The organism is Pseudoalteromonas sp. SA25, from assembly GCF_011378705.1.
GTDB lineage: Bacteria > Pseudomonadota > Gammaproteobacteria > Enterobacterales > Alteromonadaceae > Pseudoalteromonas > Pseudoalteromonas arctica.
This window is the reverse complement of the sequence record NZ_WTKV01000004.1, coordinates 196,079-221,731: the sequence shown is the minus strand read 5'-3', so window position 1 is coordinate 221,731 and position 25,653 is coordinate 196,079. Positions and strand designations below refer to the sequence as shown.

Below are 25,653 nucleotides of genomic sequence, written 5' to 3'. Positions count from 1 at the left end.
CATAAACAAATTTAGTAAGTAAACGTTAATTCGTAATCGTTACACTTACGGTATTAAGTAAAGCTAAAACAATTGAATGTTCAATTGCAAAGTAGTTAACGCAATGTTAAATACTTTACCTTAATTAAGATGTTTAAGTTAGGATTGTTCGCCATTAAAAGGTAAATTTAAGCTGTTTTACTGAGAAAGTGTAACTCTTTCATTTTGTGTTACACTTTGCGTATAGCTCGTTTTTCCATTGTATTTAAAAGCAGTATCTGTGAGGAGTCATGATGCAAAAAAGTGTGATGTCACAACTACAAACAGGCCGTTTGTATGGTAAAAAATGGCCAATGCGCAAAGAGCTTGCGCCTTTGTTTTTAGAGTTTAGGGTAATTAGAGCGACTGAGCTTGCCATTACAGTAATGCCAATCTTAGCCATGCTAACATTGTTTTTTCAGCTAAATTACTTGGGTTCTGATTTTTTACCGCAAGCCATTGCAAGTGCATTATTTTTTATATCGCTACCATTACAAGGTTTATTTTGGTTGGGTAAGCGAGCGCAAACGCCTTTAGAGCCTGCGATGCAAAAATGGTATAACGAGCTGTACACTAAAATGGCAGCTAATGGATATCAAACGCAGTTAAGTGAAAACAAGCCCCGTTATATGGAGCTTGCCAATTTACTTAAAGATATGTTTGATAAAATGGACAGGGCGTTTACTAAAGAGCAGTTTTAGAGAGTTACATCATTATCTATTTTGGTAAACTGAGTAATATAAAACGATAAGGTGACAGTGTGTTCACCTTTTTCTTCGAGTGCTGTCCAGTGCTCGGGTCTAAATTTCCATGCAAATGGCGTCATCATTATTAAGTTTTTAATATCAGTAAAGCTAAGCGCTACATGCTCTGTTAAAAGGATCTGCTCTGATTTTTGAAATCCTTTTGGAGTGGCTATTTCAGTATGTTCGTTTACTTCTGAATATATATACGATTTTAGCTCTTTTAAATGACAAGGTCCTGGGCTTGCAACCACTAATGTTGCGTTTTGATTTGCTAGGCGTTCAAGCTCTTGCTCAAATAAAGGTGCAAATACGCTAACAAGTACATCAGCAAATTGGCTTTTAAAGGGGGCTTGGCTGATTGATGCCACACTAAAATGGCAATTAGGGTAGCGCTTTGCTGCATATTTAACCGCTGATTTTGAAATATCGACACCGTATACAACAGCATTTGTTTTATTCGCGATTGCTTGGGTATAAAACCCTTCACCGCATCCTAAATCAATAATAGTATTCGCATTTATATTACTGATTATATCACTAAGGCTTTGCTGTAAAAAACGATAATACCCACGCTCTAAAAATGCACGTCTGGCTTGTACCATTTCAAGTGAATCACCCGGTTGTTTTGAATTTTTCTGTTGCACAGGCAATAAATTAACATAGCCTTCTTTAGCAAAATCAAAGCTGTGGTTGTTAGCACAACGAAGTGTTGAATCAGTTTTCAAAAGTGCTAGGTTACACAGCGGGCATTGATATTCAAGACTCATGAGCCTAGGTAGTCCTTATCGTAAAAAGTTTTTACCCAATGCGGGCGATAGGTGATCATAATTGTTATAGCCATGCCGTTGAGCATTGCTTCAGGAAACCAAATTATGGCACTTAAATAAACGTAGTTATCTGCAAGTTCTTGCCAATTGTATTGCCCTATAGCTAAGTAAAATAAAGCACCTAGGCCTATTTTTATACAGGCTATAAATCCTGCGGTTATAAACGCACAAACAAATATATAAACAAAAAAATGACGAGGTAAATATTGGTAACTAATTATAAAGCCAAGATAGCTCAATAAAATAGGAATAAACGCACCAATAAGCAGTTGTACTGGTAACAGCTCAAGTTCAATTTGACCAAAGGCAGCGAGTAGGGCTGTGGCAAGTAGGCTACTTAAAATAGTCAATCGCCAGCCTAAAATTAATGTAGCAGCCGTAACACCTAGGATGTGTAAATCAAGGCCAGTTAAAATGCCAGCCTTTATTCGCCAAAGCACTGCAAACACTAATGCACACGCAAGTACGCCAGTTTGACGGACTGGCGTATTAAGCAATGTTTTATATGTTTTTTTATCAAAGCTCAATAGAGCAATAATAATTACAAGAGCCCAAAGTAGCCCCTGCATTGTTAGGCTGAGCATAATAATTACTTAAATGTTGACCATATAGGGGCATGATCTGACGGTTTTTCAATACCGCGAAGTTCGTAATCAATACCTGTATCTATGCAGCGTGCTGCAAGCTCATTGGTTGCAAGCACTACATCTATACGAAGTCCTCGATTATCTACAAACCCTTTAGAGCGATAGTCAAACCACGAGTATTGATCGTCTGTTTCGGGGTTTTGCTCTCTAAAGGTGTCTTTAAAACCCCAATTAAGTAATGTTGCAAGCCATTCACGCTCTACCGGTTGGAAAGAACATTTACCCGTTTTTAACCAACGTTTAGCATTTACGTCGCCAATACCAATATCTAAATCGGTAGGTGATATGTTGATATCACCCATAACGATGACGTCTTGATCGGGTGTGTGATTGGTTTCAAGGTGTGTCATTAAATCTTTATAAAATTGACGTTTATAAGGGAATTTAGTTTCGTGATTAATATTATCACCTTGTGGGAAATAGCCATTCATGACAGTAAGGTCGCGACCGTTTTCTTGTTCAACAGTGACGCTTATCATGCGTTTTTGCGATTCATCTGTATCGGTGGCAAAACCTTTTAAGACCGATTTAGGTTCTTTTTTGCATAACATAGCTACGCCATAATGCGCTTTTTGACCATGAAAGTAGACGTGATATCCCATTTTTTGTACATCTTCTAATGGGAATGCTTCGTCGTGAACTTTAATCTCTTGCAAGCCAATAACGTCTGGTTGATGTTTGTCGATAATTGCTTGTAATTGGTGAAGACGAGCACGCAGACCATTGATATTGAAAGAAATCACTTTCATAAAATTTACCTTAAAATTGGTTCTATTTAATAGATTAAATTGTATCAGTAAATACGCGTACATAACATGACTGAATTGAGATAATAGCTGCGCAAATGTTGATCAAATGATGGGTAAAGTTTAAACATTGTGAATACAATATTAATTATTTAAATAAATAAAAAATTCAATTGAACTTAACTTTATTGAATATATAATGCGCGAAACTCACTTGTTTAGCTCGTTCAAATAGGATCTCTCATGAAAACTCAACTACTTTTAGCCACTGCTTTACTAGCATCTGCAACTGCGTCAGCTCAAAGCAATACCTACTTTAGCCAAGATAACAAAATTGAGTCTAAGTTATGTGTACTAAGTGCAAACGAAGGCTTTAGCGTTGCTCGTAAAGAAGCTGCCCAGCACGGTGTTTACCTATCTCGTTTTTCTAAAAGCATTTTATGTAATGGTGAAGATATTCGTGATATTGCTAAAAAAACGACATTAAGCAACGCATCAGTTGAGAAAGTAGAAGTATTTGCAAAAGACGCTCAACAAGAAACTCAATTATGTATGACGGCTTTAAAACAAGGTTTAGCACCTGTTCGTCAAAAAATTGGTAACCTAAACTCATTAAAATGTAATGGTCAAAACGTTACTGAGTTTGTTAAACGCTACCAAAACGCAGCAATCTAATTATTAGCTTAACTATAATAAGTAAATTTGAAATGCCTGGTTTTTACCGGGTATTTTTTTGCAAAAATTACAAGGTTGTTTGCAAAGCTTGCAAGCTTAACTCATTGAAACTGTTTAATAAATATACCGATCGAGATTAAGTTATTGATTATTAAAAGTTAACTATTATTGGCATTGGATTTGTATTAGTTAAAGTGACATTTAATTAATTACGAAGGATACGTCTTATGAAAAAGTTAACATTAGCAGCCACTATTTTAGCATCATTAAGCCTAGCGGCTTGTTCATCTAATCAAGGTCTTGAAAGAATAGACAGTGACTTTGCAAGTTTAGATAATGATAGCGATGGCTACATCTCAAAAGTTGAAGCTGATGACGATAGCATTTGGGGCCATTTTTCAAATATTGATACCAATATGGATAACGAAATTAGCCGCAAAGAATTTAACACTTATATGAAGCTTAATAATGGCAAAGTAGCCACTGATTCTGAAGTAAGTGAGTCGGCATTTAAAGCTGAAATTGCTAAATTCGATAAAATTGAAAGCAGTTTTTCAAGCTTAGATAACGACAGCAATGGCTATATCTCGGTAGTTGAAGGTAACGATGATGATATTTCAAATCATTTTGGTTACATGGATAAAAACCAAGATAAGCGCATCAGTAAAAGCGAGTTTATGGGTTACATTAAAAAACATGGTAACGCAGTAGCTGAAGATGATGCATTAGAAGCTTTTAAAAGTAACTAATAGTTACCATTTTAATAAGTAAGATTAAAGCCAGTGCTAGTCACTGGCTTTTTTGTGTTTTAAATTTAGTTATTTGATAGATATATTTTCCTAGTTTGGTGTTGTTCTGTCATAATAGATGGCTGTGTATTTTTATTTGTTAAGAGTGTGTATGGCGGGTCGGCGAATTAGTGATGAACAACTAGTTGAGATCATTGAAGCAGCTATTTTTGTTGCAGATAAGCCTGTTAGTAAACGCCACCTTAAAGACATCGTATTAATAGATTTAGCTATTTCTATGGCACGAATAAATGACGCAATAGATACAATACAAGAGCATTTTCAAACTCGTGGTATTCGCTTAGTTGAAGTTGGTAGTGGGTATCGGTTTCAGGCATGCAGTAGTTTAAGCCCTTGGTTAAATAACTTGTGGCAAGAACGCGCACCAAAATACTCGCGTGCTTTACTGGAAACATTATCACTTATTGCGTACAGGCAGCCCATTACACGCGGCGAAATTGAGCAAGTAAGAGGTGTTACTACGGGTTCGAATATTATTAAAACTTTACTCGAAAGAGAGTGGGTTAAAGTGGTAGGGCATAAAGAGGTTCCGGGAAAGCCGGCTTTATATGCAACTACTAAGCAATTTTTAGATTATTTTTCGTTAACTGGACTTGAAAATTTACCTGCGTTGCCAACAGAGCAGCAAAGTAAAATTAACCAGTTATTGAGCGATCCTTCTGTGAGAGAACCATCCGAATGAGTATTATACAAGGTGAAAAGTTACAAAAAGTCTTAGCCCGTGCAGGCGTAGGCTCACGCCGTGAAATGGAAAAATACATTGACGCAAACCGCGTTAGTGTAAACGGTAAAGTGGCAAAGTTAGGTGACCGTGTTGAAGAAACCGATTTGATTCGTGTTGACGGACACAGTGTGAAAATCGAAGAAAAAGCAGACCGAATCTGTCGTGTGATTATGTATAACAAACCAGAAGGTGAGTTAAGCACACGTAAAGATCCTGAAGGGCGTCGTACTGTATTTGACCGACTTCCTCGTATTGATGGCGATCGCTGGATTGCGGTTGGTCGACTAGACGTTAATACATCGGGTTTAATGCTTTTTACAAACGATGGTGAACTGGCAAACCGTTTAATGCACCCAAGCTATGAAGTAGAGCGTGAATACTCTGCACGTGTATTTGGTGAAGTAACCAACGAGACGGTTAAAAACTTACTACGTGGTGTTGAACTTGAAGATGGTCCAGCCAAATTCACGACTGTAACCCCTATGGGTGGCGAAGGCGTTAACCGTTGGTTTAACGTAACGTTAAATGAAGGGCGTAACCGTGAAGTTCGTCGTTTATGGCAGTCTCAAGATGCGGAAGTATCTCGTCTTATTCGTATTCGTTACGGTAAATTAGAGCTTGATAAGCGCGTGCCACAAGGTGGTTGGATGGAGTATGATTTAGAAACAGTAAACTACTTGCGTAAAACCGTTAAATTAGGCCGCGAAACACAAACTAAGCTTTCTGTTATGCCTGAAAAACGCAAAGATAAACGCGCTAAAATCAACCAAATTCGTAAAGCAGTTAAAAAACACAATCAGCGTGTTAAGCCGACTAAACGTAAATAATCAATCATTATTCTCAATCCATATAAATTGACAGTAATTTAATATAAACGCCTGATTATCTCATTAGGCGTTTTTATTTTAAGGCTGTATGTAGCCTTCTTTTATCATACATAGAGCTTGTAATTATATATCTAAATTAGTTTTAACTATTTCACTTGATACCTCACTACCACAAATTTAAGCGGCACATCGCCGTTGTTATAAATGCCGTGTACGTCATTAGGGGCTGCAAATAAAATATCACCAGTATGAGCTGGCTGGCTTTTGCCATTAAGCGTCCACGTGCCAGAGCCCTCGAGAATCATTAGGTATTCTTCATCAGGATGCTGGTGGGCAGGATGTATTTCGTTATTAGGTTTAATAACCGCAACGCCCGTAATAGCGCCTTTGGTGAGTGGTGTATCGCCATAAAAGTAAGTATGAAAATCGCCGCCTTCGTAATGAGTAATGTGCGCGTCTTTTTGACTCACAATATCTGATGTAAGTTGTGTGGGTTTATCTTCTGCGTTTACAGGCAATGCTAAAGTGGCTGCGGTTGTAAGTAATACGCCGGTTACACAATGTTTAACTGTTAAATGATTCATGGTTGTTATCCTTATTATTTAGCGCTTAGGTTAATTAAATAAACCCAGTCGTTGTTAGGTGTGTTGGGTGGTGTTGCCAGTTGTGTACTCGTTGCGATATTTACACAAAAGCGTTTGCCGTTTATGTAGTTGTTAGTTCGTGGGTTAAACCAGTCGAGGGTATAACACGCGTTTGGTAATGTGACCTGAGCTTGGCTTGCGTTACTAAAATAAAATAAGTAAAACGTTGAGTTATCACTTAACGCCCAGCCTGTTTTTGTAAGCTCTGGGGTGGGTGTAAGCTTTGTAAAAGGCACGTATTTTTGAAAAAACGCAACAGCGTTGATCATCGCTAAATAGTAATTTTTGTAAGGTGTTAAATCTTGTTCAACAAGGTCGCCGCCACCGCCTAAATAAAACTCAATACCTGCGCCACCTGCCATAAATGTGGCCCACACGTTACTTTTACGCCACGTATCTACATTGTTTGCATACTCGTAAATATAGGCCTCGTCCATGGTGATCACCCACGGGTGAGGGTTGCTTTGAGTAAGCTGGCGGTACTTTAAAACATCGCTGTAAGTGGTGTTTTTTTTAAGTTCACCTTGTAAGCTTGCCCCTGTGTAGGCGGGGTAGCCTAAAATGTTGTCGTTTGGTTTATCGTAAATGTGGTAGTCGAGCGACGGGCCGTTATGTATCACAATATGCTCAGGGTAGTAGGTGAGTGATTGAAAGTAATCGGCAAATTGCTTTCTTTGTTTTGTGGTATTAGCTTTTTGTTGTTTATCGTCGCCGCTTGGATCTTGCCAGCCGTTTTCTTCGCCTATATTCCACGTGGTTGCTAAATGATAGCCAAAGCGGGCAAATAACTCGCGATAGTAAATTTTACGACTAACAGCAAAATCGTTTTTAAGCTGGCTTTCGTTCCATTCAAACAGTGACTCGTTTTCGGTTTCGCTCATTACAAAGTGAGTCATTATGCCTTTTTGCTGCATGTGGCTAAATACAATATCCCACTGAGCTAATTTAGATACATCGTAGCGTGTGGTTTGGGTTTTGCTAAGCCATGGCCAAACTTGGTCGCCATCGCCGTAGGCGTTCATGGTTAAAAAGTAATACGCGTTAATGTTAAGCGACGCTAAATAATTTATTAGCCCAATAATGCCTTTAGAAGATTGATGACTACTGTTATCAGTCTCTGTATTGGTTGTTTGCCATGTAGGGTCGCTATTTTGCCAATGCTTTATGTGCGCTTGGTAGTTACGCTTTGTGGGAGTGGCATCAAACCCTGAAAAGCCAAGCAGCACTTCGGGGCTGTTAGCACCGGCTTTTAAAAAGTACTCTTTTGAGCCATTAAACTGCAAATAGGGTTTGTTAACGTATTCAAGCTTCCCTTTGCTTTTAAAGTCTTTACTACTGGATGACTTAGTGGCGGCGGTAACATTAAACTCGCCTGTTTGTTTATCAAAAAATCCGGCTGATTGCTCATTTGTAACAGTATTTAATGGCACGCTTGCGATATTACTGCCTTTAACAAATGAGAGTGTATAGCGCCATTTGCCAAGTTCGTTGGGCGAAAACAAAACCTGCCATTTGTTACCTGCTGTTGCATGTGTTTGAGCAGTGTTTGCATCGGCTGCATAATACCCAGGTACTGTATATTGCCTGTTAGTGGGGCTGGTAAATGTAGCGTCTAAGCGGTAATTGGTAAAGGGGTTAGGCGTGGCAAGCTCGCTGGTGTGTGGGCCTTCAAGGGTTAAGCTTAATTTATGCCAAATAGGCACGTGAGTACTGGTTTGCTCCGCGCGAATTAGGGCGCTGAAAATAAATGAGGCGAAAAATGCGCTAATTAAAAGAAGCCGTTTTATTGTTTTTTTTTTCATTTGTATCCTTACTAATTTTGTTGCTAGTAGTGTGTGATTAAGGAATGTGTACTGTGTTATTTTTGTTCAGTCTATTTTAATAAAACGTTGTTGTCAAAAAGACTATATGGTGTTAAGTTTACGTTGCACACTAAAAAACACACAACAGGTACATCATGCATAAAAATAAATTTACGATTGCTATTTTATTAGGAATGTCGAGCCTTGCACTTGGCTGTAATGGCTCAGCAGAGCAAAGTAAACCAACATTAAAAGCGCCAGAGCAATTAACGCTTAAAGCGCAATTTAAAGACCACTTTAAAATAGGTACAGCGATTAGCCGCGACCAAATATTAGGGGCTTTGCCTGAAGATTTAAATGTGGCTAAAGCGCAATTTAATACCTTTACGCCAGAGAACTCAATGAAGTGGGAGCGTATACACCCAGAGCTTGAAACCTATGATTTTGAAGCCGCTGATGCGTTAGTTCAGTACGCACAAGAGAACAACCAAGAATTAGTTGGGCACACATTAGTGTGGCATTCGCAAACTCCTGATTGGGTTTTTGAAGACGAACAAGGCGAGCCGCTAACCCGCGATGCATTACTTAAGCGGATGCAAAACCATATTAATGCAGTTGCAGGGCGCTATAAAAACCGTATTTTTGCATGGGACGTGGTAAACGAAGCACTTAACGAAGACGGCACACTGCGTGAATCTAAATGGAGCACCATTATTGGTGACGACTTTATAGAATATGCGTTTAAATACGCTAAGCAGGCAGCGCCTAATGCCAAGTTATACTACAACGATTACAACTTATATAAGCCAGAAAAAAGAGCCGGTGCAATTGCGCTTATTAAAAATTTACAAAGCAAAGGCATTGAAATAGATGGTATTGGTATGCAAGCGCATTATTCGCTTGATAACCCAGAGCTTTCGTTAATGGAAGACTCTATTGTGGCATACGCTGCAACAGGTATTGATGTGATGATAACCGAGCTTGATATTTCGGTATTACCATTCCCTGAGGGTGAAGAACAAGGGGCTGATATTTCGTTAGATATTGCGCTGCAAGAGCGATTTAACCCATACCCGAATGGTTTACCTAGTGAAGTAAACACCCAGTTAGGCGAGCGCTACAAAGCCGTGTTTGACATACTTAAAAAACATGACGATAAAGTAAGCCGTGTTACTTTTTGGGGTATAAGCGATGCACGTACTTGGCGCAACGATTGGCCAATGCAAGGGCGCACCGATTACCCACTATTAATTGACCGTGAGTTAAAACTTAAAAGCTTTGTAAGCGATTTATAATTGCACTAAACATTTAATCTCCCGTAAAGGATCGCTTAATAGCGATCCTTTTTTGGTTTATAAAATAGCTATTTTTTATTGGTTTTAGTTAAGCAGTAACTAATATGCGTTTGCAAAGGCACTTGTGGTGTTAAATAGCTAAATGGGAAGTGTGAGTTATTGGGGCTGTCGGGGCAAAATTGCGGCTCTAGGCAAATACCGTCAAATTGGTTAAACGGGCTTTTTAAATGCTGCCCTGTATACACCTGAATGGCAGGGTAGTTAGAAAGCACACTCAGCATTACTTTTTCATCGGCGCTAGTAAGCTCTGCGTGTTGCTTATTGGCTTGCAGATTAAGTACTTGCTCGGTTACAAAGTTATGATCGAGTTTATCGATTTTATTAAGCACCCGCGCATTTGTGTAGTCAAAAGTTGTATTTGCTACAGGGGCTATTAAACCTGTGGGAATGGCGTTTGTATCTACGGGGGTATAATGCGCGGCGGCCAGTTTTAATGTATGCCCTTGTGCGCTGTTAGTAATGCCATTTAAATTAAAATATGGGTGCGCTGTTGGCCCTGCAATGGTTTTTTTATTACTGGTAATCGTAAATTTAATATCAAGATTACTTTGGTTTTTACTGTTAGTGGTAAAGGTATACAGCACGTTAAATATAGTTTTACCGGGGTAGCCGTTGTAACCATCAGGCAAGGTAATACTTAAACTTAACGCATTTTTTTGATGATAATCGAGCTGCCAAAACAAGTCGCTTAATGCTTTTTGACCGCCGTGGAGTTGGTTTACGCCTTCGTTTTTATTAAGCGCATAGGCTTTATCATCAATGTTTATTTGGGCGTTACTTAGCCTGTTTGCATAAGGGCCGGCTATAGCGCCTAAGTAAAACGTGTCGTTTAAATAGTCATTAATATTAGAATAGCCAAGTACAATATTTCGTTTTTTATTATCAACATGGGTAACCCAGCTGGTAAGCCGGGCACCATAGTTAATAATAGAAATAGTGTCGTTTGCTTCATTACTTAGTGTGTATTGAACAATTGAAGTTGTCATGTTGGTTACTCTTTTAATTGTTCGTTCTGGCTTTTTTAATTTCTTCTTTTACGATTGGGTACAGATCGTATGTTGGATAAAACTCAGTGCTGTAGGCTTTCCAACCATAACGTTCAATCGATAAATTTACTTTTGGTAATAACGCTGCCGGAAAGCGCAAGGTAACAACTTGCCCTATGCCCATCATTACTTTCCAAGATTCTACTGTTGCGCCCTCTGGCGGGAAGTGTTTGTAAAAGTTAGCGTTGTTTAGTATTTCTTTTATTTCAGAGAGGTTTTTTGATTGGTCGTGCTTCAAAAAAATCGTTAGCATTAGTTCATCATTTTGCTCGTAATTTGCCCATGCGTTAAAACTAGTACTTGCACTAAAAAGCATAATTAATAGTAAGTATTTCATAGTTCACCTTTGTTAGTTAATTATAAAAATGCGCCGAGCTTTGAAAGGCTTAGCGCATTAATTGGATAAAGTTTGGATTATTTAGCGCATTACGCGTACTAAATATATTAAGCGTTGGCTTTAATTAACGCCTGCGCGGTGCTCACTACATTTTTGGTGGTAAAGCCAAAATGCTCTAATAACACGTTACCTGGCGCCGACTCACCAAAAGTGCTCATACCAATTACTTTGCCTTGTAAGCCAACATATTTAAGCCAGTAATCTTGATGTGATGTTTCAACTGCAATACGGTTTGCTATCGAGTTTGGCAATACACTTTGCTTGTAATCGTCTGATTGTAGATCAAACAATGTGGTGCTTGGCATTGATACCACACGCACTGCAACACCTTGTGCTGTCAGCTCTTTTGCGGCTTGCATTGCTAAATCAACTTCAGAACCCGTTGCAATTAAAATAAGCTCAGGCACTTTATTGCTATCGCTAAGAATATAGCCGCCTTTTTCTATGTCGCTAATTTGCTGAGCTGTACGTGGCTGGTGGTTGAGCCCTTGGCGACTAAAAATAAGCGCGGTAGGTTGCTGCTGATTTTGTATCGCGTTTTTCCACGAAACGGCGGTTTCTACTGCGTCACATGGGCGCCATGTTACTAGGTTTGGCGTCATACGTAGGTTGGCTAGTTGCTCAATAGGTTGGTGAGTTGGACCGTCTTCACCTTGGCCAATAGAGTCGTGGGTATACACAAATATATTTTGAATACCCATAAGTGCCGACATTCTTACTGCGTTACGGGCGTATTCCATAAACATTAAAAACGTAGCACCGTAATTAATAAAACCACTGTGCAGTGATATGCCATTCATAATGCCGCTCATACCAAACTCGCGCACGCCATAAAACAGGTAATTACCGCTGGCGTCATCTGCGCTTATGCCTTTGGAGCCAGACCACAGCGTTAAGTTAGAACCGGCTAAATCGGCAGAGCCACCCAGTAACTCTGGTAAATGCGGGGCAAAGGCTTCAATGGTGTTTTGCGAGGCTTTTCGGCTGGCAATGTTAGCGGCGTCATTGTTGCACTGTGCAATATAGTTGCTTGCAATAGCTTCAAAGTTGTCAGGCAGGGTGCGTTTAATTACGCGTCGCTCAAATTCATTAGCAAGCTCTGGGTGGCTTTTGGTGTAGTCGCTAAACAGTTGTTGCCATTGTTTTTGTTTTTTATCACCGCTTTGTTTAGCGTCCCAATGGGCGTAAATATCATCACTGATACTAAATGCTTCATTTGGGAGGTTTAAAAATTTGCGCGCCGCAGTTATTTCGTCATTACCTAATGGCGAGCCATGGCAGTCGTGCGAGCCTGATTTATTTGGCGAGCCAAAACCAATCACGGTTTTACAACAAAGTAGAGTAGGTTTATCGCTCACTTGTTTTGCTTGCGCAATGGCGCTGGCAATTTGCTCTGGGTCGTGACCGTCTATATCTTTTATTACATGCCAGCCGTAAGCGTCAAAGCGTTTTGCGGTGTCGTCGGTAAACCAGCCCTCAACGTGTCCGTCGATAGATATGCCGTTATCGTCCCAAAAAGCAATAAGTTTACCCAGGCCTAATGTGCCTGCAAGCGAACATGCTTCGTGCGATATGCCTTCCATTAAACAGCCATCGCCCATAAAACAGTAAGTGTAATGATCAACAATATCAAAACTCTCTTTGTTAAATTGTGCTGCTAGGGCTTTTTCGGCAATGGCCATGCCTACGGCATTTGATAAACCTGCGCCAAGCGGACCTGTGGTTGTTTCAACACCTGGTGTATAACCGTATTCAGGGTGACCTGGGGTTTTTGAATGCATTTGCCTAAATTGTTTAAGCTCACTAAGTGGTAACTCGTACCCGCTTAAATGCAATAAAGAATAAATAAGCATAGATCCGTGACCGTTACTAAGTACAAAGCGGTCTCGGTTTGGCCAATTTGGATCGGTTGGATTGTGGTTTAAAAAATCGTTCCACAGTACTTCGGCTATATCGGCCATACCCATAGGTGCGCCCGGATGCCCTGAGTTTGCTTGCTGTACCGCATCCATACTGAGTGCGCGAATGGCATTAGCAAAAGGCGCACGAGAAGAAAGTTGAGTCATGTATTACCTCAAATAAAATTAAAAAAGCCCGCACGTTATGTGGCAGGCTTGAGGGAAATTAGTTTAGTAAGTCTTCAACCAATTTAGCCAAAATACGCTGATCTTTGGCAAAGTTACGAATACCTTCACCGAGCTTTTCGCTGGCCATTGGATCTTCGTTGTGCTGCCATAAAAATTGCTCGTGGGTGAGTGGGGTTATGTCGCTTTGCGGTGCTTTAGCAATGTTTGCAGCGTTAAGCTTTGTAACCAGTTCACCTTCTTGGCTTTGTAAATCATTGAGTAATGATGGCGAGATAGTCAGTAAATCGCAGCCAGCAAGTTCGATTATTTCCTGAATGTTTCTAAAGCTTGCGCCCATTACCACGGTTTTATAATCGTACTTTTTATAGTACTGATAAATACCTGTAACCGACTGCACACCAGGATCTTCGCTTGGGGTGTATTCTTTATTATCGCGGGCTTTGTACCAATCAAGAATACGACCAACAAACGGAGATATAAGCGTTACGTTAGCTTGTGCGCAGGCAATGGCTTGAGCCATCGAAAAAAGCAGTGTTAAGTTACACTTAATGCCTTCTTTTTCTAATTGCTCTGCGGCTTTTATACCTTCCCATGTTGAAGCAAGTTTAATAAGTACGCGGTCTTTTGGAATACCCGCTTGCTCGTAAAGTGAAATAAGCTTACGCCCTTTGGCAATACTTGCTTGGGTATCAAACGATAAACGCGCATCTACTTCGCTCGATATACGCCCAGGTATTACTTTTAGTATTTCACAGCCAAAGTTAACAATAAGTTGGTCGCATATAGCGTCAACGTTGTTGCCAGCTTTATTTATAGCGTCTTCAATTAAATGTTTATATTGAGGTAATTTTGCAGCTTGTAAAATTAACGAAGGATTGGTTGTTGCATCAACCGGTTGTAGGGCTTTGATTGACTCTACATCGCCACTGTCGGCAACGACTGTGGTTACTTTTTTGAGTTGTTCTAACAAGTTCATAATGATGTACGCCTCGGCTTTAAAACCGAGGCGATGTCCTTATACGTAGCGGTTAACAATATTCTCAAGCAGTTCTTGGCGACCAGAAACTTGCTTAGGATCGATGTTGTTCTCGTGTACTAAGGCTGAAAGGCTCTCAAGTGATTGCTCACCATTTAGAATGCTTTGACCTAGGTCTTCTTTCCAACCAGCGTAACGTTTTTCAACAAAATCAGTCAGCTCGCCACCTTCAATCATTGCTGCTGCATTGAGTAATGCTTTAGCCATCGTATCCATACCGCCAATGTGACCAATGAATAAGTCATCACGCTCACACGATTGACGACGAAGCTTAGTGTCAAAGTTAAAGCCACCGGTTGTAAAACCACCCATTTTTAAAATTTCGTAAACAACAAGTGTGCACTCAGCTACGTCGTTAGGAAATTGGTCAGTATCCCAACCGTTTTGCATGTCGCCACGGTTAGCATCAATACTACCCATAATGCCTTCTGCGCAAGCAACTGCAATTTCGTGGTGGAAGCTATGACCCGCAAGTGTTGCGTGGTTTGCTTCAATGTTTACTTTAATTTCGTCTTGTAAGCCGTGCTTGTATAAAAAGCCTGCAACCGTTGCTGTATCGTAATCGTACTGGTGCTTAGTTGGCTCTTGTGGTTTTGGCTCAATTAATAATGTGCCTTTAAAACCAATTTTTTTCTTGTGCTCTACAACCATTTTCAAAAAGCGTGCGTACTGTTCGCTTTCTTGTGCAAGGTCTGTATTTAGTAGTGTGTCGTAACCTTCACGACCACCCCAAAGTACGTAGTTTTCGCCGCCTAAACGATGCGTAATTTCCATTGCATGTTTAACTTGTGCTGCTGCATATGCATACGTATTAGGATTAGGGTTTGTTGCACCACCGGCACAAAAACGCTGATTTGAGAATAAGTTAGCAGTACCCCACAGTAGTTTTACACCTGTGCGCTGCATTTCTTTTTCGATAATGTTAGCTATGTGCGTTACGTTATCGTGGCTTTCTTGTAGTGTTTTGCCTTCAGGGGCAATATCAACATCATGAAAACAAAAGTAAGGAACGCCTAATTTTTCATAAAATTCAAAGGCTACTTTTACTTTTTGTTCAGCAAGTTCTAATTGATTGCCTACAGGTTGGATCCAAGGACGGTCAAACGTACCTTCACCAAAAATATCAAACCCTGTAGAACAAAAGTTATGCCAGTAACAGGCTGCAAAACGTAAATGTTCTTTCATTGTTTTGCCAAGCACTACTTGGTTTTCGTCGTAGTAACGAAATGCAAATGGGTTTTTAGAGTTTTCACCCTCAAATTTGATTTTTTCAACGTTTGTAAAAAATTGTTCGCTCATAATGTGCTCCATTAATTTTATAATAGTGTATTAAAAGTATGTTTTTACACTTTGGTAAAGTGCTTTGTATGTTGTGTATTGTTGTGCGTAAAAGTTTTGCATGACTGGGTCTGGCTCAATTGTTTGCGTTACTTTGCCGTTAACACACACTTGTTGTGCAGGGAGTTGTGTTACTGCTATTCGGGCAAGTCTTGCAGCGCCAAATGCGGGGCCAACTTCTGAGCCTTCTCTGTAAATTAGGGGGCGGTTGAGTACACTTGCGATGACTTTTCCCCACAGTGGGCTTTTAGCGCCACCACCAATAACGGTTACATCGTCAATTTGTGCACCAGCATCAAGCAGTACTTGTTGGCCATCGGCAAAGGCAAAAGCAACGCCCTCGAGTACTGCACGGCCAAGAGCTGCTGCATCGGTATCGCTGTCTAAACCAAAAAATACGCCTTTGGCATCGGGGTTATTATGCGGCGTACGCTCGCCAGTTAAATAAGGTAAAAATATGACTGAGCTTGGTTTGCTAAAATCGCATTTACTTACTTGTTCAAGCAATGCGCTTTCGTTTTTAAAACCGGTTAATTTAGTGACCCAGGTTAAACAGCTTGCTGCGCTTAACACCACTGACATTTGGTGCCAGGTGTTTTCAATGCAATGACAAAAAGTATGTACAGCACCTTCTGGGTTAGGCAGGTATTTATCGTTAGCAACAAAGTAAACGCCCGAAGTACCTAATGACAAAAACGCTTGTTTAGGCCTTACTACACCAACCCCGGCAGCGCCTGCGGCATTATCGCCACCACCTGCAACAACAGGCACCTGCTCCATACCCCATTTAGCAGCAACCTGGGCTGTTAATTTGCCAGTAATTTGTGTGCCCTCAAAAAGGGTAGGCATGTGTTGCTCTGTTAAGTCGCAGGCGCTAAGCATTTTTTGCGACCATGCTCTTTTTTCTACGTCTAGCCACAGTGTGCCTGCTGAGTCAGACATGTCTGATGCAAAATCACCGGTCATTAAAAAGCGTAGGTAGTCTTTTGGTAGTAATACTTTGGCTATTTTTGCAAAGTTTTCTGGTTCAAACTCTTTTAACCACACCAATTTAGGCGCAGTAAAACCAGGCATTACTATGTTGCCGGTAATATTACGAGAATTTGGTTCGCGTTTTTCAAGCTCTACACATTGTGCAGCACTGCGCCCGTCGTTCCATAAAATGGCTGGGCGAATAATGTTATTGTTTTTATCAAGCAGCGTAGCGCCATGCATTTGCCCAGAAAGGCCCACAGCCTTTACCGATTTTAGTAATGCAGGGTGAGTATTTTTAAGCTCCTCAATTGCACTACAGGTAGCAAGCCACCAATCTGTAGGGTTTTGCTCAGAAAAAAGTGGTGCTGGGCGTGAAACGCTTAAAGATCCACTTGCTTGAGCAAGCAATTGGTCTTGCTCGTCTAAAATAATTACTTTTACACCTGAAGTGCCTAAATCGATACCAAGGAACATAAATGTGATACTTAATGTTGTTTTAGTGTTAGCGCTAACATTAATGATTTGATATTGTTAAGTCAAGCTAGTTTTAAACTATGTTTAACAATTAATTTGCAAGTTTATTGCTTGGTTGTTGGAGTTCACTTAAATTTCTTTTTAAGATCATAAGGAAACACTATGAAAAAAATAAACTGGGGTATTGTTGGTTGTGGCCGAATTGCTGCACAATTTTGTGAAGACTTAGCACATATAAATAATGGTGTTGCGTACGCAGTTGCAGCAAGAAATGGAGATGATGCAACCGCTTTTGCGAGCAAGTATGGTGCGGCCAATGCCTACGAAGGGTATCAGGCATTATTTGACGATAAAAACGTTGATGTAGTTTACATTGCGACCCCGCATAACTTTCACTTTAAAAATGCCAGCGATGCTATTAAAGCAGGTAAGCATGTATTGTGCGAAAAGCCCATTACGGTTTCGGCTGAAGAGTGCAAGCAGTTGTCTCTACTGGCTAAAAAGCACGACGTATTTTTAATGGAAGCCATGTGGACTTACTTTTTACCTGCAATACAAAAAGCAAAACAATGGGTAGGGCAAGGGCGAATTGGCACTATTAAACATGTTAAAGCTGACTTTGGTTACCCTGTGCCTTTTAACCCCGACGGGCGTGAATACAACCCAGATTTAGCGGGCGGTTGTTTACTCGATATGGGAATTTATCCGCTTGCCATTGCCAATTACTTTTTAAATAACGACCTTGAAAACTTACACGTAAGAGCAAATATTCGCTACAAAGGCGTGGAAGACGATGTACTTATTACTGCTAATTGTGGCGATGTAATGGTGAGCTTAGCAACGTCATTTCAATGCCGGTTAGGGAATGGCGCGTATATTATTGGCGACAAAGGCTATATAAAAATACCCGATGCATTTAGGGCTTATGAGTGCTCTTTGTATGAGCTTGATGACTTAATTGAGCATTTTGAAGATGGCAGGCAGTCACAAGGTTATAGCTTTGAAGCGCAAGAAGTAGGGCGCTTACTGAGCGAAAACAAACGAGAGAGTGACATTATGAGCCACTCTCAAAGTTTACTTTTACAATCACAAATGGAGCGTATTAAAGCCCTGTTTTAAAATAGTTTTAAGAGAACTTTAATAGAGCTTTGAATGAGCTTTAAAGCAGTTTCAAAAAGCTTTCAATCAACTAATAAACTTAACTGGCGGCGATTTATTCGCCGCTAGGTTCGTCATAATTAAAAAATGAATAGTGAGCTTCTTTATTTCTCCCCGATAAGTCTTGGCACGCCATACCAACAAAAGCGCCGGTAAAACACGGGCGATACCCTTGTGGTGATTGCTGCACGTAATCATCAGATAAAATACTGCCATCGAGCACTGGACCAAACTTTATCCAGCAGTTTTTTTCGGTGGCGTAGTAAAACTGCAGCTGAGCGCCATTAAAATCAGCTTTTAAGTAAACAGGTTTGTTTGTTTTAAGCAAAAGCGGTGCAACAGGCGTGCTTGTTTGGTATTTATCGCAGCTTATTATATTTAAATAACGTGGTGTGGTTTCATCGCCTACATCGCCGCCGCTTATATGCAAATAGTAGTAATGCGCGGTGTTGTAATAACATACTAGCCCCGCCATTTGTTGAAAACTGCTTGGCGCAAAATCAACGCATGTGCTGCTAACAGTATGATGAGCCTGTACACGCCTGGCAATAAAACTTTGCTGATGCAATGAGCTTAAAGACTCTTTTCCCACTAGGGTGAGCGATGCTTTTTGAGTGTTTTTATACACCCAGCTTTTGCACATGGGTATACGCAATGACTGAAAATCAACAGTAAGCCCATCGTTACTAAAATCAATATGTGTTGTGGGTTGCGGCTGTGGGTTTAGCGTTAAACCTTCAACGGGTACGTGTATCCTGGGGGCTTTATTTGTGTGTTTTGCATAAGGCCAGCCATCGTCTTTCCAGATTATTTGCTCAATCCCTGTTTCACGCCCTGTAATGCAGCGGCCACGCTCAGTCAGTGGTCTAGATGTTAAAAATACCGTGTACCAATCACCGGTTTGTGTTTGAAAAAAATCTCCATGGCCACATTTTTGCAGCGCATTACTCGGCTCGTGGGCTGCTGTTATTACGGGGTTGTGTGGGTGTGCTTGGTAAGGGCCAAATACGTTTTTAGCACGCGCTACACTAATGCAGTGTTCATACCCAGTGCCACCTTCAGCGGTAATTAAATAGTAGTAATCGCCGCGTTTTAAAATATGTGGGCCTTCAGTGCAACCAAGTTCTGTGCCTGAAAATATAGGTTTAACATCGCCTATTAATTTATTGGTTTTTAGGCAAAGCTCTTGCATTACTATGCCACCAAATAGTGCGTTGTTGCGGTGATCAACCAACATGTTTAGCAAATAGCTTTTACCGTCATCATCGTGAAAAATAGACGGATCAAAACCGCTAGAGTTTAAGTAAGTCGCTTGTGACCAGTTACCGGTAATATCAGTGGTTGATACAAAATAGTTTGGTGTGTCTTTGTAAGGGCCATCAAAGCTTTTTACATTGGTATATACCAAATAAAAACGGCCATTATTGTAACTAAGTTGCGGTGCCCATACGCCGCAAGAGTCGGGCATTCCTCGCATATCGAGTTGCTCTACGGTGTTAAGTGCTTGGCCTATAACTCGCCAATTTACTAAATCGGTAGAGTGGTGAATTTGCACACCGCCAAACCATTCAAATGTTGAAGTGGCTATGTAGTAGTCGTTATTAACTCTGACGATGTTTGGGTCTGGGTTAAAGCCTCTTAGAATTGGGTTTTGCAGCATGCTCATAATATAGGCCTTTTTAAGTTTTTTATATTATTGGGTATGAATATTACAAATTTGTTGTTAGCGCTAACATTTTCGGTGTAGTATAAGACTTTGTCAATAAGTAATCATATAAAACGCGCTGTAAACAATATCAAGCTTTACAATTATGTATAATGAAAATTAAGAAAGTTAATTATAACAATCCACTGATTGTGAGTAGGTAATAACAGTAATGGCCGATCCTAAAAGAGTAAGAATACAAGATGTAGCCGAGCAGGCTGGTGTATCAATGATGACAGTTTCGCGCGTGCTCAACCAAGACAAAAAAGTAAGCGACAAAACCCGCGAAAAAGTAATGACGGTTGTTGAGCAATTAAATTACAGGCCAAATGTGTCTGCTAGGCGCCTTGCTAGTACTAAGTCATTCTTTTTAGGGCTTTTATACGATAACCCAAGTGACTCTTACATAAGCCAGTTTTTGTTAGCAGCGCTTAAAAAATGCCGCGCTCTGGGCTACCACCTAGTTGTTGACGAAGCGCATACCGATATTGACAAAACAATTGAATCGGTAAAGCAACTTATTGATGTTACACAAGTTGATGGCATGATTTTACTGCCTCCTATGTGCGATAACGAACAGGTTTTAGATGTGCTTACTAAAGCTCAAGTGCCATTTGTAAGAATAACGCCAGATACAAAATTAAATCGCTCCCCTTATATATGCATGGACGATTATCAAGCGGCGTTTGATGTTACAGAGCATTTAATAAATCAAGGGCATAGCAAAATTGCACATATTATTGGCGACACTAAACAAGGTGTAAGCCGTTTGCGTTACCAAGGTTATTTAGATGCGCTGCGCTCTAATAAAATAATAACGCCACCTGAGTATATAGAGCAGGGCAGTTTTACCTATCAATCGGGTATGGAAGCGGCAATAAAATTACTTTCGCTTGATGATAAACCAACAGCTATTTTTGCAGCTAACGATGATATGGCAGCCGCTGTAATCTCAATAGCTCAAAAACAAGGTATTAATATTCCAAGCGAACTGTCGGTTGTTGGCTTTGATGACACGCAACTTGCGACCATAGTTTGGCCAAATATTTCAACCGTAAGACAGCCCATTAATGAAATGGCTGAGCTTGCCATTACTTTACTTGCATCAGGTCAGTATAACGATTTGAGCAATGTAAAAAGCTTAGACTTAAGACATATTTTAGATTTTGAATTAATAGAAAGAGAATCAAGCTCAGCCAATAAAAATAACTAAATAAGCGAAAACGTATATCCTTTTGAGCTTCAAAATCTATATAAAATAACAACAACACACAATATGGATACTTATGAACGAGAAAGAAAATGTACTTTTAATAGTATTGGTTTGCTTTGTTGCGACCATTGGCGGTTTTTTATTTGGGTTTGACAGCGGCGTAATTAACGGCACGGTTGATGGGCTCCAAACTGCGTTTGACTCCAGTAGTGCGGGTACGGGATTTAACGTATCGAGTATGCTAATTGGTTGCGCCATTGGTGCTTTTGGCGCAGGTCGATTGGCTGATAAAGTTGGTCGGCGTCCAATTTTACTTTTTGCCGCTGCTTTATTTATTATAAGTGCTTGGGGCTCGGGTGCGTCAGTCACATCGTTTGAATTTGTGATTTATCGCATTTTAGGTGGCTTAGCTGTAGGGGCTGCATCGGTTATGACCCCAGCTTATATTAGCGAAATTGCCCCCGCACGATACAGAGGCACGCTCTCTACACTGCAACAAGTGGCTATTATATTTGGTTTGTTTAGCGCATTTGTGAGTAACTACTTTTTAGCAAATACGGCTGGCGGTTCTACGGCTTTATTTTGGCTTGACTTTGAAACATGGCGTTGGATGTTTTGGGTTGAATTATTACCTGCATGCTTGTTTTTAATCGCTTTATTTTTTATCCCCGAAAGCCCTCGATACTTAATTATGGCTGGTAAAAAAGACGCTGCTGCACGTGTGTTATCGTCATTATATGGTGCTGAAACTGCCTCTCTTAAATTAAATGAAATAGCAGAGTCTCTTGCTGGTGATAAACACCAACCTAAATTATCTGATCTTATTGATAAACCTAAAAAACGTTTACGCCCCATTGTTTGGATAGGAATTGGCTTAGCTACATTTCAACAATTAGTAGGCATTAACGTTGTTTTTTACTACGGCGCGGTACTTTGGCAAGCAGCTGGCTTTACTGAGTCTGACGCGTTACTCATTAATATAATAAGCGGTTTTGTAAGTATTTTAGCGGTGTTTATTACCATGTATTTTATAGATAAAATTGGCAGAAAACCTTTTTTGTTAACCGGTTCAATTGGTATGACAGTGACGCTTTCGGTTATTGTTTATGCCTTTTTAAACGCAGATATTGGCTCAACAGGTAACTTAGAATTAGGAGAGCAGGGCATAGTTGCTTTAATAGCCGCTAATGCATATGTGTTCTTTTTTAACCTATCGTGGGGCCCTGTAATGTGGGTTATGCTAGGTGAAATGTTCCCTAACCAAATTCGTGGCTCTGGCCTTGCAGTTACCGGCTTTGCCCAGTGGATAGCTAACTTTTTAATTACCTGGTCGTTCCCTGTTATGCTCACAGGCATTGGTTTAGCAGGGGCGTATGGTTTTTACGCATTTTGCGCGTTTGTTTCAGTCATATTTGTATTTAAGTTTTTACACGAAACCAAAGGTAAAGAGCTTGAACAAATGAAAGGGTAAATATTATCCCTTTAATAAGCACCAAAACCATAGCAATGATTTTGGTGTCTCGTATCTAGTTTGATGGTAGCTGCGAAAGCATAACCAAATTTTAGTTTAATAATTAATCCTTTTGGTCAGCAATAACTAATTTCAATAATTTATTACCGCAACTAACTGAAATACTGGGTAGGTTATCAGGGAAGAGATAGTAAATGTTTAGTTACAGTTTTTGTATGTAGGCCTTGTACAAAGGATTCTATATAGAACAGTTTTACGGCTTTCTCAAATACCAAGATCAAAACGAAGCCCATTTTATCTTCAGTAAAATAAAGCACTATATTTTATACTTTATGTCCTTTACACGAGTACTATCAAGTACGTATAATGCGCCTCTCATTTAGTTTAGTGTCGTATTAATTGTGCTTGAATGATTCGAGCTTTAGGGACAACCATGGGAATTTGGTATTTAGTAGTTTGTAAACCTCGGCAGGAAGAGCGAGCAAAAACAAACTTGCTTAATCAAGGGATTGAAGCATTTTATCCAAAATTAACCACAGAAACACTGGTTAAAGGTCGTCGTACCATCAAAAATTCTGCTTTATTTCCAAACTACTTATTTGTATACCTAGATCCACAAAACGATAACTTTTCTGTTGTAAAAAACACACGAGGAATTGGTGGTTTCATATCCTATGGTTCAATGTATCAAGTAGCTCCTAATTCGTTGATATTTGCATTGAAGACTAGTTGCTCTCACTGCAGCGAATCAAAAATTCCTAAACCAGGTGATGTAGTAACTCTTAACAATGACTCATTTCATAGTGTAGAAGCAATATATAAAGAGCCTGATGGTGACATGCGGAGTATTTTGTTAGTTAATTTACTCAATAAAAGAATAGAAATGAGTGTCGATAATAAAGAAATAAAAATATAAAGCTAAATTTCAAAATAGTAATAGCAAAAAATAGATTAACTATGAGTCAGGTCATACCTTACTTAAAATAAAATAAAATAAAACCAGTACGTAGGAACTGCAACCTAGGGGCGGAAGCGTGCGCAAAAACATATGTACAACCTGTTTTAAATTAACAATTTTAGCAAAAGATATATTAGAAATTAATAGACAATAAATTGCGATAACTCCGATAATTAATAGTAGTAAGTACAATTGTGTTATAACGATTTTGTATTTTTTAATACTAAAAGCCTAGTGTGAGTTTGGTTTTCACATTTTTTTAACTGTTTAAGTGCTTACTAATGTCCTGAATCTTGCACAGGCTTTATTGTCATGCTTTAATTACCCAGCTAAAAATACAAGTACTCATCATCATGATTATTGTTGGTGAATAAAAAGCAATATTTAATAATAATTTTGGGATTCTACAATGGCGTTGAGCTATAAATCACTCATTACTTCACTCGCATTCTTATCTATAACTGGGTGTACTATTATACCAGGTAGTCATTTTGAGGGTATTGACTCTGGCGAGCAAACACAAAACTTTGACAACGATCTAGAAAAAGTAAACATACAAATCATAGATTCATCTTTAATAAATCAACAAAAACTAACGCGAAAAGCGGCTAAACCACTATTAAATGTTGAAGAATTAGACGTCGATGGTTACGAATATAAGCTAGGCGTAGGTGATGTTCTTACAATTGGCGTATGGGATCACCCAGAACTAACTATTCCTGCAGCAGTTCAACGTACTGCTGAATTTGATGGTTTTCGTGTACAAAAAGATGGCACAATTACTTATGCATATGCACCAAATATTGCGGCTGCTGGTAAAACTGTAGGCCAAGTACATCAAGAGTTAGTTAAGCGCCTTGCTCGAGTAATAGAAGACCCACAAGTAGACATAAAAGTAGTAGGCTTTAGAAGCCAAAAGGCTTACGTTACCGGTGAAGTAAACCAACCTGGCATTTATCCTGTAACAGAAATCCCCTTAACGCTTATTGACGCGCTTAACCAGGCAGGTGGCTTAACTGCTGCTGCAGATTGGCGCACTGTTACATTTACACGTGGTAATAAAACCGAGGTAATACAACTAGAAGACTTCTATGCACACGGTGATATCACGCAAAATCGCTTGTTACAAAATGGCGATATAGTGCATGTAAATCGTAATGATCAACAAAAAGTATTTGTATTGGGTGACGTCAAAAGAGCAGGTTCAGTTACCTTAACGCGTTATGGGTTAAATTTAGCTGAAGCGTTAAGCGATACAGGTGGCTTAAATGAGGCAACTGCTGACGCCAACGGTGTATTTGTACTTCGTAAACGTAATTATGAACAGACAGGCATATTGGCCGATGTATACCAACTACACGCAAAAAGCATCGCAGCACTCGTGTTAGCTGAGCAATTCGAGCTACAACCACACGATATCGTTTATGTGACATCAGCACCACTAGCTCGTTGGAATCGCGTAATAAGCTTATTATTACCTTCGATAGCGACAGTTGACAGCCTTGACGATATAAGCGCTAATTAAGGATAATAAGATGTTTGATTCTGTATTAGTAGTATGCGCGGGTAACATATGCCGCAGCCCAACTGGCGAATATGTTTTAAAGCAAAAACTTGAAGGAAAAAATATCAAAGTATCTTCTGCTGGTTTAACAGCTCTTGAGGGCAAACCAGCAGATGAAAAAGCAAAACAAATTGCACTAGTTCACGGGATTAATATGGACGCCCATCAAGGACAGCAGCTTAATTCAAGCTTAGTAGCAAAAAATAGTGTAATTCTGGTTATGGAAGAACGTCACTTAAATGATGTTCATGCTCGTTACCCAGAGGCGCGCGGTAAAACGTTTTTACTTGGTAAGTGGATTGATAACGCTGAAATACCAGACCCGTATCGTCAAAGCCAAGAAGCTTTTGAACATGTATACAAATTAATCGACAGCGCATGTAGCGCTTGGCAAAAGTATTTATAAGGAAT

General features: G+C 39.7%; 24 protein-coding genes. 12 read left to right on the top strand and 12 right to left on the bottom strand.

Features of this window, described 5'->3' with window-relative positions; translation table 11 throughout:
• Nucleotides 1-272 precede the first annotated feature (272 nt).
• Entirely contained in the window at nucleotides 273-719 is a 447-nt protein-coding gene (gene yfbV, locus GQR45_RS05095) for a terminus macrodomain insulation protein YfbV (protein ID WP_007582569.1), read from the top strand.
• Here yfbV and GQR45_RS05090 read toward each other — a convergent pair.
• Genes GQR45_RS05090 through xthA form a run of 3 tightly spaced genes read right to left on the bottom strand, consistent with a single transcriptional unit; the run spans nucleotide 716 to nucleotide 2,987 of the window.
• Complete coding sequence (locus GQR45_RS05090) at nucleotides 716-1,531, bottom strand: putative RNA methyltransferase (RefSeq protein WP_165725335.1); 816 nt, start codon at nucleotides 1,529-1,531, stop codon at nucleotides 716-718. The two genes, yfbV and GQR45_RS05090, sit on opposite strands and share 4 nt — an antisense overlap.
• Nucleotides 1,528-2,175: an energy-coupling factor ABC transporter permease gene (locus GQR45_RS05085; RefSeq protein ID WP_010554248.1), complete on the bottom strand. Its 648-nt coding sequence runs from the start codon at nucleotides 2,173-2,175 to the stop codon at nucleotides 1,528-1,530. Before GQR45_RS05085 ends, GQR45_RS05090 begins: the two co-directional genes overlap by 4 nt.
• A gap of 5 nt (nucleotides 2,176-2,180) precedes the next feature.
• Complete coding sequence (xthA, locus tag GQR45_RS05080) at nucleotides 2,181-2,987, bottom strand: exodeoxyribonuclease III (RefSeq protein WP_010554249.1); 807 nt, start codon at nucleotides 2,985-2,987, stop codon at nucleotides 2,181-2,183.
• Between the two features lie 240 nt (nucleotides 2,988-3,227).
• Here xthA and GQR45_RS05075 point away from each other — a divergent pair, with 240 nt between their 5' ends.
• From GQR45_RS05075 to rluB, 4 genes are all read left to right on the top strand, one after another.
• Entirely contained in the window at nucleotides 3,228-3,659 is a 432-nt protein-coding gene (locus tag GQR45_RS05075; RefSeq protein WP_007582577.1) for a hypothetical protein, read from the top strand.
• 227 nt (nucleotides 3,660-3,886) lie between these two features.
• On the top strand, nucleotides 3,887-4,408 hold the full coding sequence (locus GQR45_RS05070) for an EF-hand domain-containing protein (RefSeq protein WP_165725334.1): 522 nt from the start codon (nucleotides 3,887-3,889) through the stop codon (nucleotides 4,406-4,408).
• A 151-nt stretch (nucleotides 4,409-4,559) separates the two neighbouring features.
• Complete coding sequence (gene scpB, locus GQR45_RS05065; RefSeq protein ID WP_024590449.1) at nucleotides 4,560-5,150, top strand: SMC-Scp complex subunit ScpB; 591 nt, start codon at nucleotides 4,560-4,562, stop codon at nucleotides 5,148-5,150.
• A complete protein-coding gene (gene rluB, locus GQR45_RS05060; RefSeq protein WP_007582584.1) occupies nucleotides 5,147-6,019 on the top strand; it encodes a 23S rRNA pseudouridine(2605) synthase RluB in 873 nt (290 codons plus the stop codon). The genes scpB and rluB overlap by 4 nt, the downstream gene beginning before the upstream one ends.
• A 146-nt stretch (nucleotides 6,020-6,165) precedes the next feature.
• On the opposite strand, the gene GQR45_RS05055 is transcribed toward rluB, so the two are convergent.
• Together GQR45_RS05055 and GQR45_RS05050 are read right to left on the bottom strand one after the other, a co-directional pair.
• The gene (locus tag GQR45_RS05055) at nucleotides 6,166-6,603 is read right to left on the bottom strand and encodes a cupin domain-containing protein (RefSeq protein WP_165725333.1); all 438 of its coding nucleotides are present in this window, start codon (nucleotides 6,601-6,603) and stop codon (nucleotides 6,166-6,168) included.
• Nucleotides 6,604-6,617: 14 nt separating this feature from the next.
• Nucleotides 6,618-8,465 carry a DUF5060 domain-containing protein gene (locus GQR45_RS05050; protein ID WP_165725332.1) on the bottom strand — a complete coding sequence of 616 codons (1,848 nt, stop codon included), beginning with the start codon at nucleotides 8,463-8,465 and terminating at the stop codon, nucleotides 6,618-6,620.
• Between the two features lie 155 nt (nucleotides 8,466-8,620).
• Between GQR45_RS05050 and GQR45_RS05045 the strand changes: the two genes are divergently transcribed.
• Entirely contained in the window at nucleotides 8,621-9,760 is a 1,140-nt protein-coding gene (locus tag GQR45_RS05045; RefSeq protein ID WP_165725331.1) for an endo-1,4-beta-xylanase, read from the top strand.
• Between the two features lie 68 nt (nucleotides 9,761-9,828).
• On the opposite strand, the gene GQR45_RS05040 is transcribed toward GQR45_RS05045, so the two are convergent.
• From GQR45_RS05040 to xylB, 6 genes are all read right to left on the bottom strand, one after another.
• On the bottom strand, nucleotides 9,829-10,806 hold the full coding sequence (locus GQR45_RS05040) for an aldose epimerase family protein (RefSeq protein ID WP_165725330.1): 978 nt from the start codon (nucleotides 10,804-10,806) through the stop codon (nucleotides 9,829-9,831).
• A 13-nt stretch (nucleotides 10,807-10,819) separates the two neighbouring features.
• Nucleotides 10,820-11,203, bottom strand: coding sequence for a hypothetical protein (locus tag GQR45_RS05035; RefSeq protein ID WP_165725329.1), 384 nt, complete (start codon nucleotides 11,201-11,203; stop codon nucleotides 10,820-10,822).
• 107 nt (nucleotides 11,204-11,310) lie between these two features.
• Nucleotides 11,311-13,329: a transketolase gene (gene tkt / locus GQR45_RS05030; protein ID WP_165725328.1), complete on the bottom strand. Its 2,019-nt coding sequence runs from the start codon at nucleotides 13,327-13,329 to the stop codon at nucleotides 11,311-11,313.
• Between the two features lie 58 nt (nucleotides 13,330-13,387).
• Nucleotides 13,388-14,329 (bottom strand): transaldolase, encoded by a 942-nt coding sequence (gene tal, locus GQR45_RS05025; RefSeq protein WP_346774195.1) that lies wholly within the window; start codon nucleotides 14,327-14,329, stop codon nucleotides 13,388-13,390.
• Between the two features lie 36 nt (nucleotides 14,330-14,365).
• The gene (gene xylA / locus GQR45_RS05020; protein ID WP_007375167.1) at nucleotides 14,366-15,685 is read right to left on the bottom strand and encodes a xylose isomerase; all 1,320 of its coding nucleotides are present in this window, start codon (nucleotides 15,683-15,685) and stop codon (nucleotides 14,366-14,368) included.
• A gap of 30 nt (nucleotides 15,686-15,715) precedes the next feature.
• The gene (xylB, locus tag GQR45_RS05015) at nucleotides 15,716-17,173 is read right to left on the bottom strand and encodes a xylulokinase (protein WP_165725326.1); all 1,458 of its coding nucleotides are present in this window, start codon (nucleotides 17,171-17,173) and stop codon (nucleotides 15,716-15,718) included.
• Nucleotides 17,174-17,335: 162 nt separating this feature from the next.
• On the opposite strand from xylB, the gene GQR45_RS05010 reads away from it, so the two are divergent.
• Complete coding sequence (locus tag GQR45_RS05010) at nucleotides 17,336-18,292, top strand: Gfo/Idh/MocA family oxidoreductase (RefSeq protein WP_165725325.1); 957 nt, start codon at nucleotides 17,336-17,338, stop codon at nucleotides 18,290-18,292.
• Nucleotides 18,293-18,386: 94 nt separating this feature from the next.
• On the opposite strand, the gene GQR45_RS05005 is transcribed toward GQR45_RS05010, so the two are convergent.
• Nucleotides 18,387-19,997, bottom strand: a complete 1,611-nt coding sequence (locus GQR45_RS05005) for a glycoside hydrolase family 43 protein (protein WP_165725324.1) — start codon at nucleotides 19,995-19,997, stop codon at nucleotides 18,387-18,389.
• 211 nt (nucleotides 19,998-20,208) lie between these two features.
• On the opposite strand from GQR45_RS05005, the gene GQR45_RS05000 reads away from it, so the two are divergent.
• The 5 genes from GQR45_RS05000 (at nucleotide 20,209) to GQR45_RS04980 (ending at nucleotide 25,648) form a co-directional block, all read left to right on the top strand.
• The gene (locus GQR45_RS05000; protein ID WP_165725323.1) at nucleotides 20,209-21,249 is read left to right on the top strand and encodes a LacI family DNA-binding transcriptional regulator; all 1,041 of its coding nucleotides are present in this window, start codon (nucleotides 20,209-20,211) and stop codon (nucleotides 21,247-21,249) included.
• Nucleotides 21,250-21,310: 61 nt separating this feature from the next.
• Complete coding sequence (locus GQR45_RS04995; protein ID WP_346774194.1) at nucleotides 21,311-22,720, top strand: sugar porter family MFS transporter; 1,410 nt, start codon at nucleotides 21,311-21,313, stop codon at nucleotides 22,718-22,720.
• Nucleotides 22,721-23,153: 433 nt separating this feature from the next.
• On the top strand, nucleotides 23,154-23,636 hold the full coding sequence (gene rfaH, locus GQR45_RS04990; protein WP_165725321.1) for a transcription/translation regulatory transformer protein RfaH: 483 nt from the start codon (nucleotides 23,154-23,156) through the stop codon (nucleotides 23,634-23,636).
• Between the two features lie 451 nt (nucleotides 23,637-24,087).
• Nucleotides 24,088-25,203, top strand: a complete 1,116-nt coding sequence (locus GQR45_RS04985; RefSeq protein ID WP_165725320.1) for a polysaccharide export protein — start codon at nucleotides 24,088-24,090, stop codon at nucleotides 25,201-25,203.
• A gap of 10 nt (nucleotides 25,204-25,213) precedes the next feature.
• Nucleotides 25,214-25,648 (top strand): low molecular weight protein-tyrosine-phosphatase, encoded by a 435-nt coding sequence (locus GQR45_RS04980; protein ID WP_165725319.1) that lies wholly within the window; start codon nucleotides 25,214-25,216, stop codon nucleotides 25,646-25,648.
• The last annotated feature ends 5 nt before the right edge of the window (nucleotides 25,649-25,653 follow it).

What these genes read in the sequence shown, in the direction of transcription:
- yfbV (WP_007582569.1), top strand. Translation starts at nt 273, where the DNA reads ATGCAAAAAAGTGTGATGTCACAACTACAAACAGGCCGTTTGTATGGT.
- GQR45_RS05090 (WP_165725335.1), bottom strand. Translation starts at nt 1,531, where the DNA reads ATGAGTCTTGAATATCAATGCCCGCTGTGTAACCTAGCACTTTTGAAA.
- GQR45_RS05085 (WP_010554248.1), bottom strand. Translation starts at nt 2,175, where the DNA reads ATGCTCAGCCTAACAATGCAGGGGCTACTTTGGGCTCTTGTAATTATT.
- xthA (WP_010554249.1), bottom strand. Translation starts at nt 2,987, where the DNA reads ATGAAAGTGATTTCTTTCAATATCAATGGTCTGCGTGCTCGTCTTCAC.
- GQR45_RS05075 (WP_007582577.1), top strand. Translation starts at nt 3,228, where the DNA reads ATGAAAACTCAACTACTTTTAGCCACTGCTTTACTAGCATCTGCAACT.
- GQR45_RS05070 (WP_165725334.1), top strand. Translation starts at nt 3,887, where the DNA reads ATGAAAAAGTTAACATTAGCAGCCACTATTTTAGCATCATTAAGCCTA.
- scpB (WP_024590449.1), top strand. Translation starts at nt 4,560, where the DNA reads ATGGCGGGTCGGCGAATTAGTGATGAACAACTAGTTGAGATCATTGAA.
- rluB (WP_007582584.1), top strand. Translation starts at nt 5,147, where the DNA reads ATGAGTATTATACAAGGTGAAAAGTTACAAAAAGTCTTAGCCCGTGCA.
- GQR45_RS05055 (WP_165725333.1), bottom strand. Translation starts at nt 6,603, where the DNA reads ATGAATCATTTAACAGTTAAACATTGTGTAACCGGCGTATTACTTACA.
- GQR45_RS05050 (WP_165725332.1), bottom strand. Translation starts at nt 8,465, where the DNA reads ATGAAAAAAAAAACAATAAAACGGCTTCTTTTAATTAGCGCATTTTTC.
- GQR45_RS05045 (WP_165725331.1), top strand. Translation starts at nt 8,621, where the DNA reads ATGCATAAAAATAAATTTACGATTGCTATTTTATTAGGAATGTCGAGC.
- GQR45_RS05040 (WP_165725330.1), bottom strand. Translation starts at nt 10,806, where the DNA reads ATGACAACTTCAATTGTTCAATACACACTAAGTAATGAAGCAAACGAC.
- GQR45_RS05035 (WP_165725329.1), bottom strand. Translation starts at nt 11,203, where the DNA reads ATGAAATACTTACTATTAATTATGCTTTTTAGTGCAAGTACTAGTTTT.
- tkt (WP_165725328.1), bottom strand. Translation starts at nt 13,329, where the DNA reads ATGACTCAACTTTCTTCTCGTGCGCCTTTTGCTAATGCCATTCGCGCA.
- xylA (WP_007375167.1), bottom strand. Translation starts at nt 15,685, where the DNA reads ATGAGCGAACAATTTTTTACAAACGTTGAAAAAATCAAATTTGAGGGT.
- xylB (WP_165725326.1), bottom strand. Translation starts at nt 17,173, where the DNA reads ATGTTCCTTGGTATCGATTTAGGCACTTCAGGTGTAAAAGTAATTATT.
- GQR45_RS05010 (WP_165725325.1), top strand. Translation starts at nt 17,336, where the DNA reads ATGAAAAAAATAAACTGGGGTATTGTTGGTTGTGGCCGAATTGCTGCA.
- GQR45_RS05005 (WP_165725324.1), bottom strand. Translation starts at nt 19,997, where the DNA reads ATGAGCATGCTGCAAAACCCAATTCTAAGAGGCTTTAACCCAGACCCA.
- GQR45_RS05000 (WP_165725323.1), top strand. Translation starts at nt 20,209, where the DNA reads ATGGCCGATCCTAAAAGAGTAAGAATACAAGATGTAGCCGAGCAGGCT.
- rfaH (WP_165725321.1), top strand. Translation starts at nt 23,154, where the DNA reads ATGGGAATTTGGTATTTAGTAGTTTGTAAACCTCGGCAGGAAGAGCGA.
- GQR45_RS04985 (WP_165725320.1), top strand. Translation starts at nt 24,088, where the DNA reads ATGGCGTTGAGCTATAAATCACTCATTACTTCACTCGCATTCTTATCT.
- GQR45_RS04980 (WP_165725319.1), top strand. Translation starts at nt 25,214, where the DNA reads ATGTTTGATTCTGTATTAGTAGTATGCGCGGGTAACATATGCCGCAGC.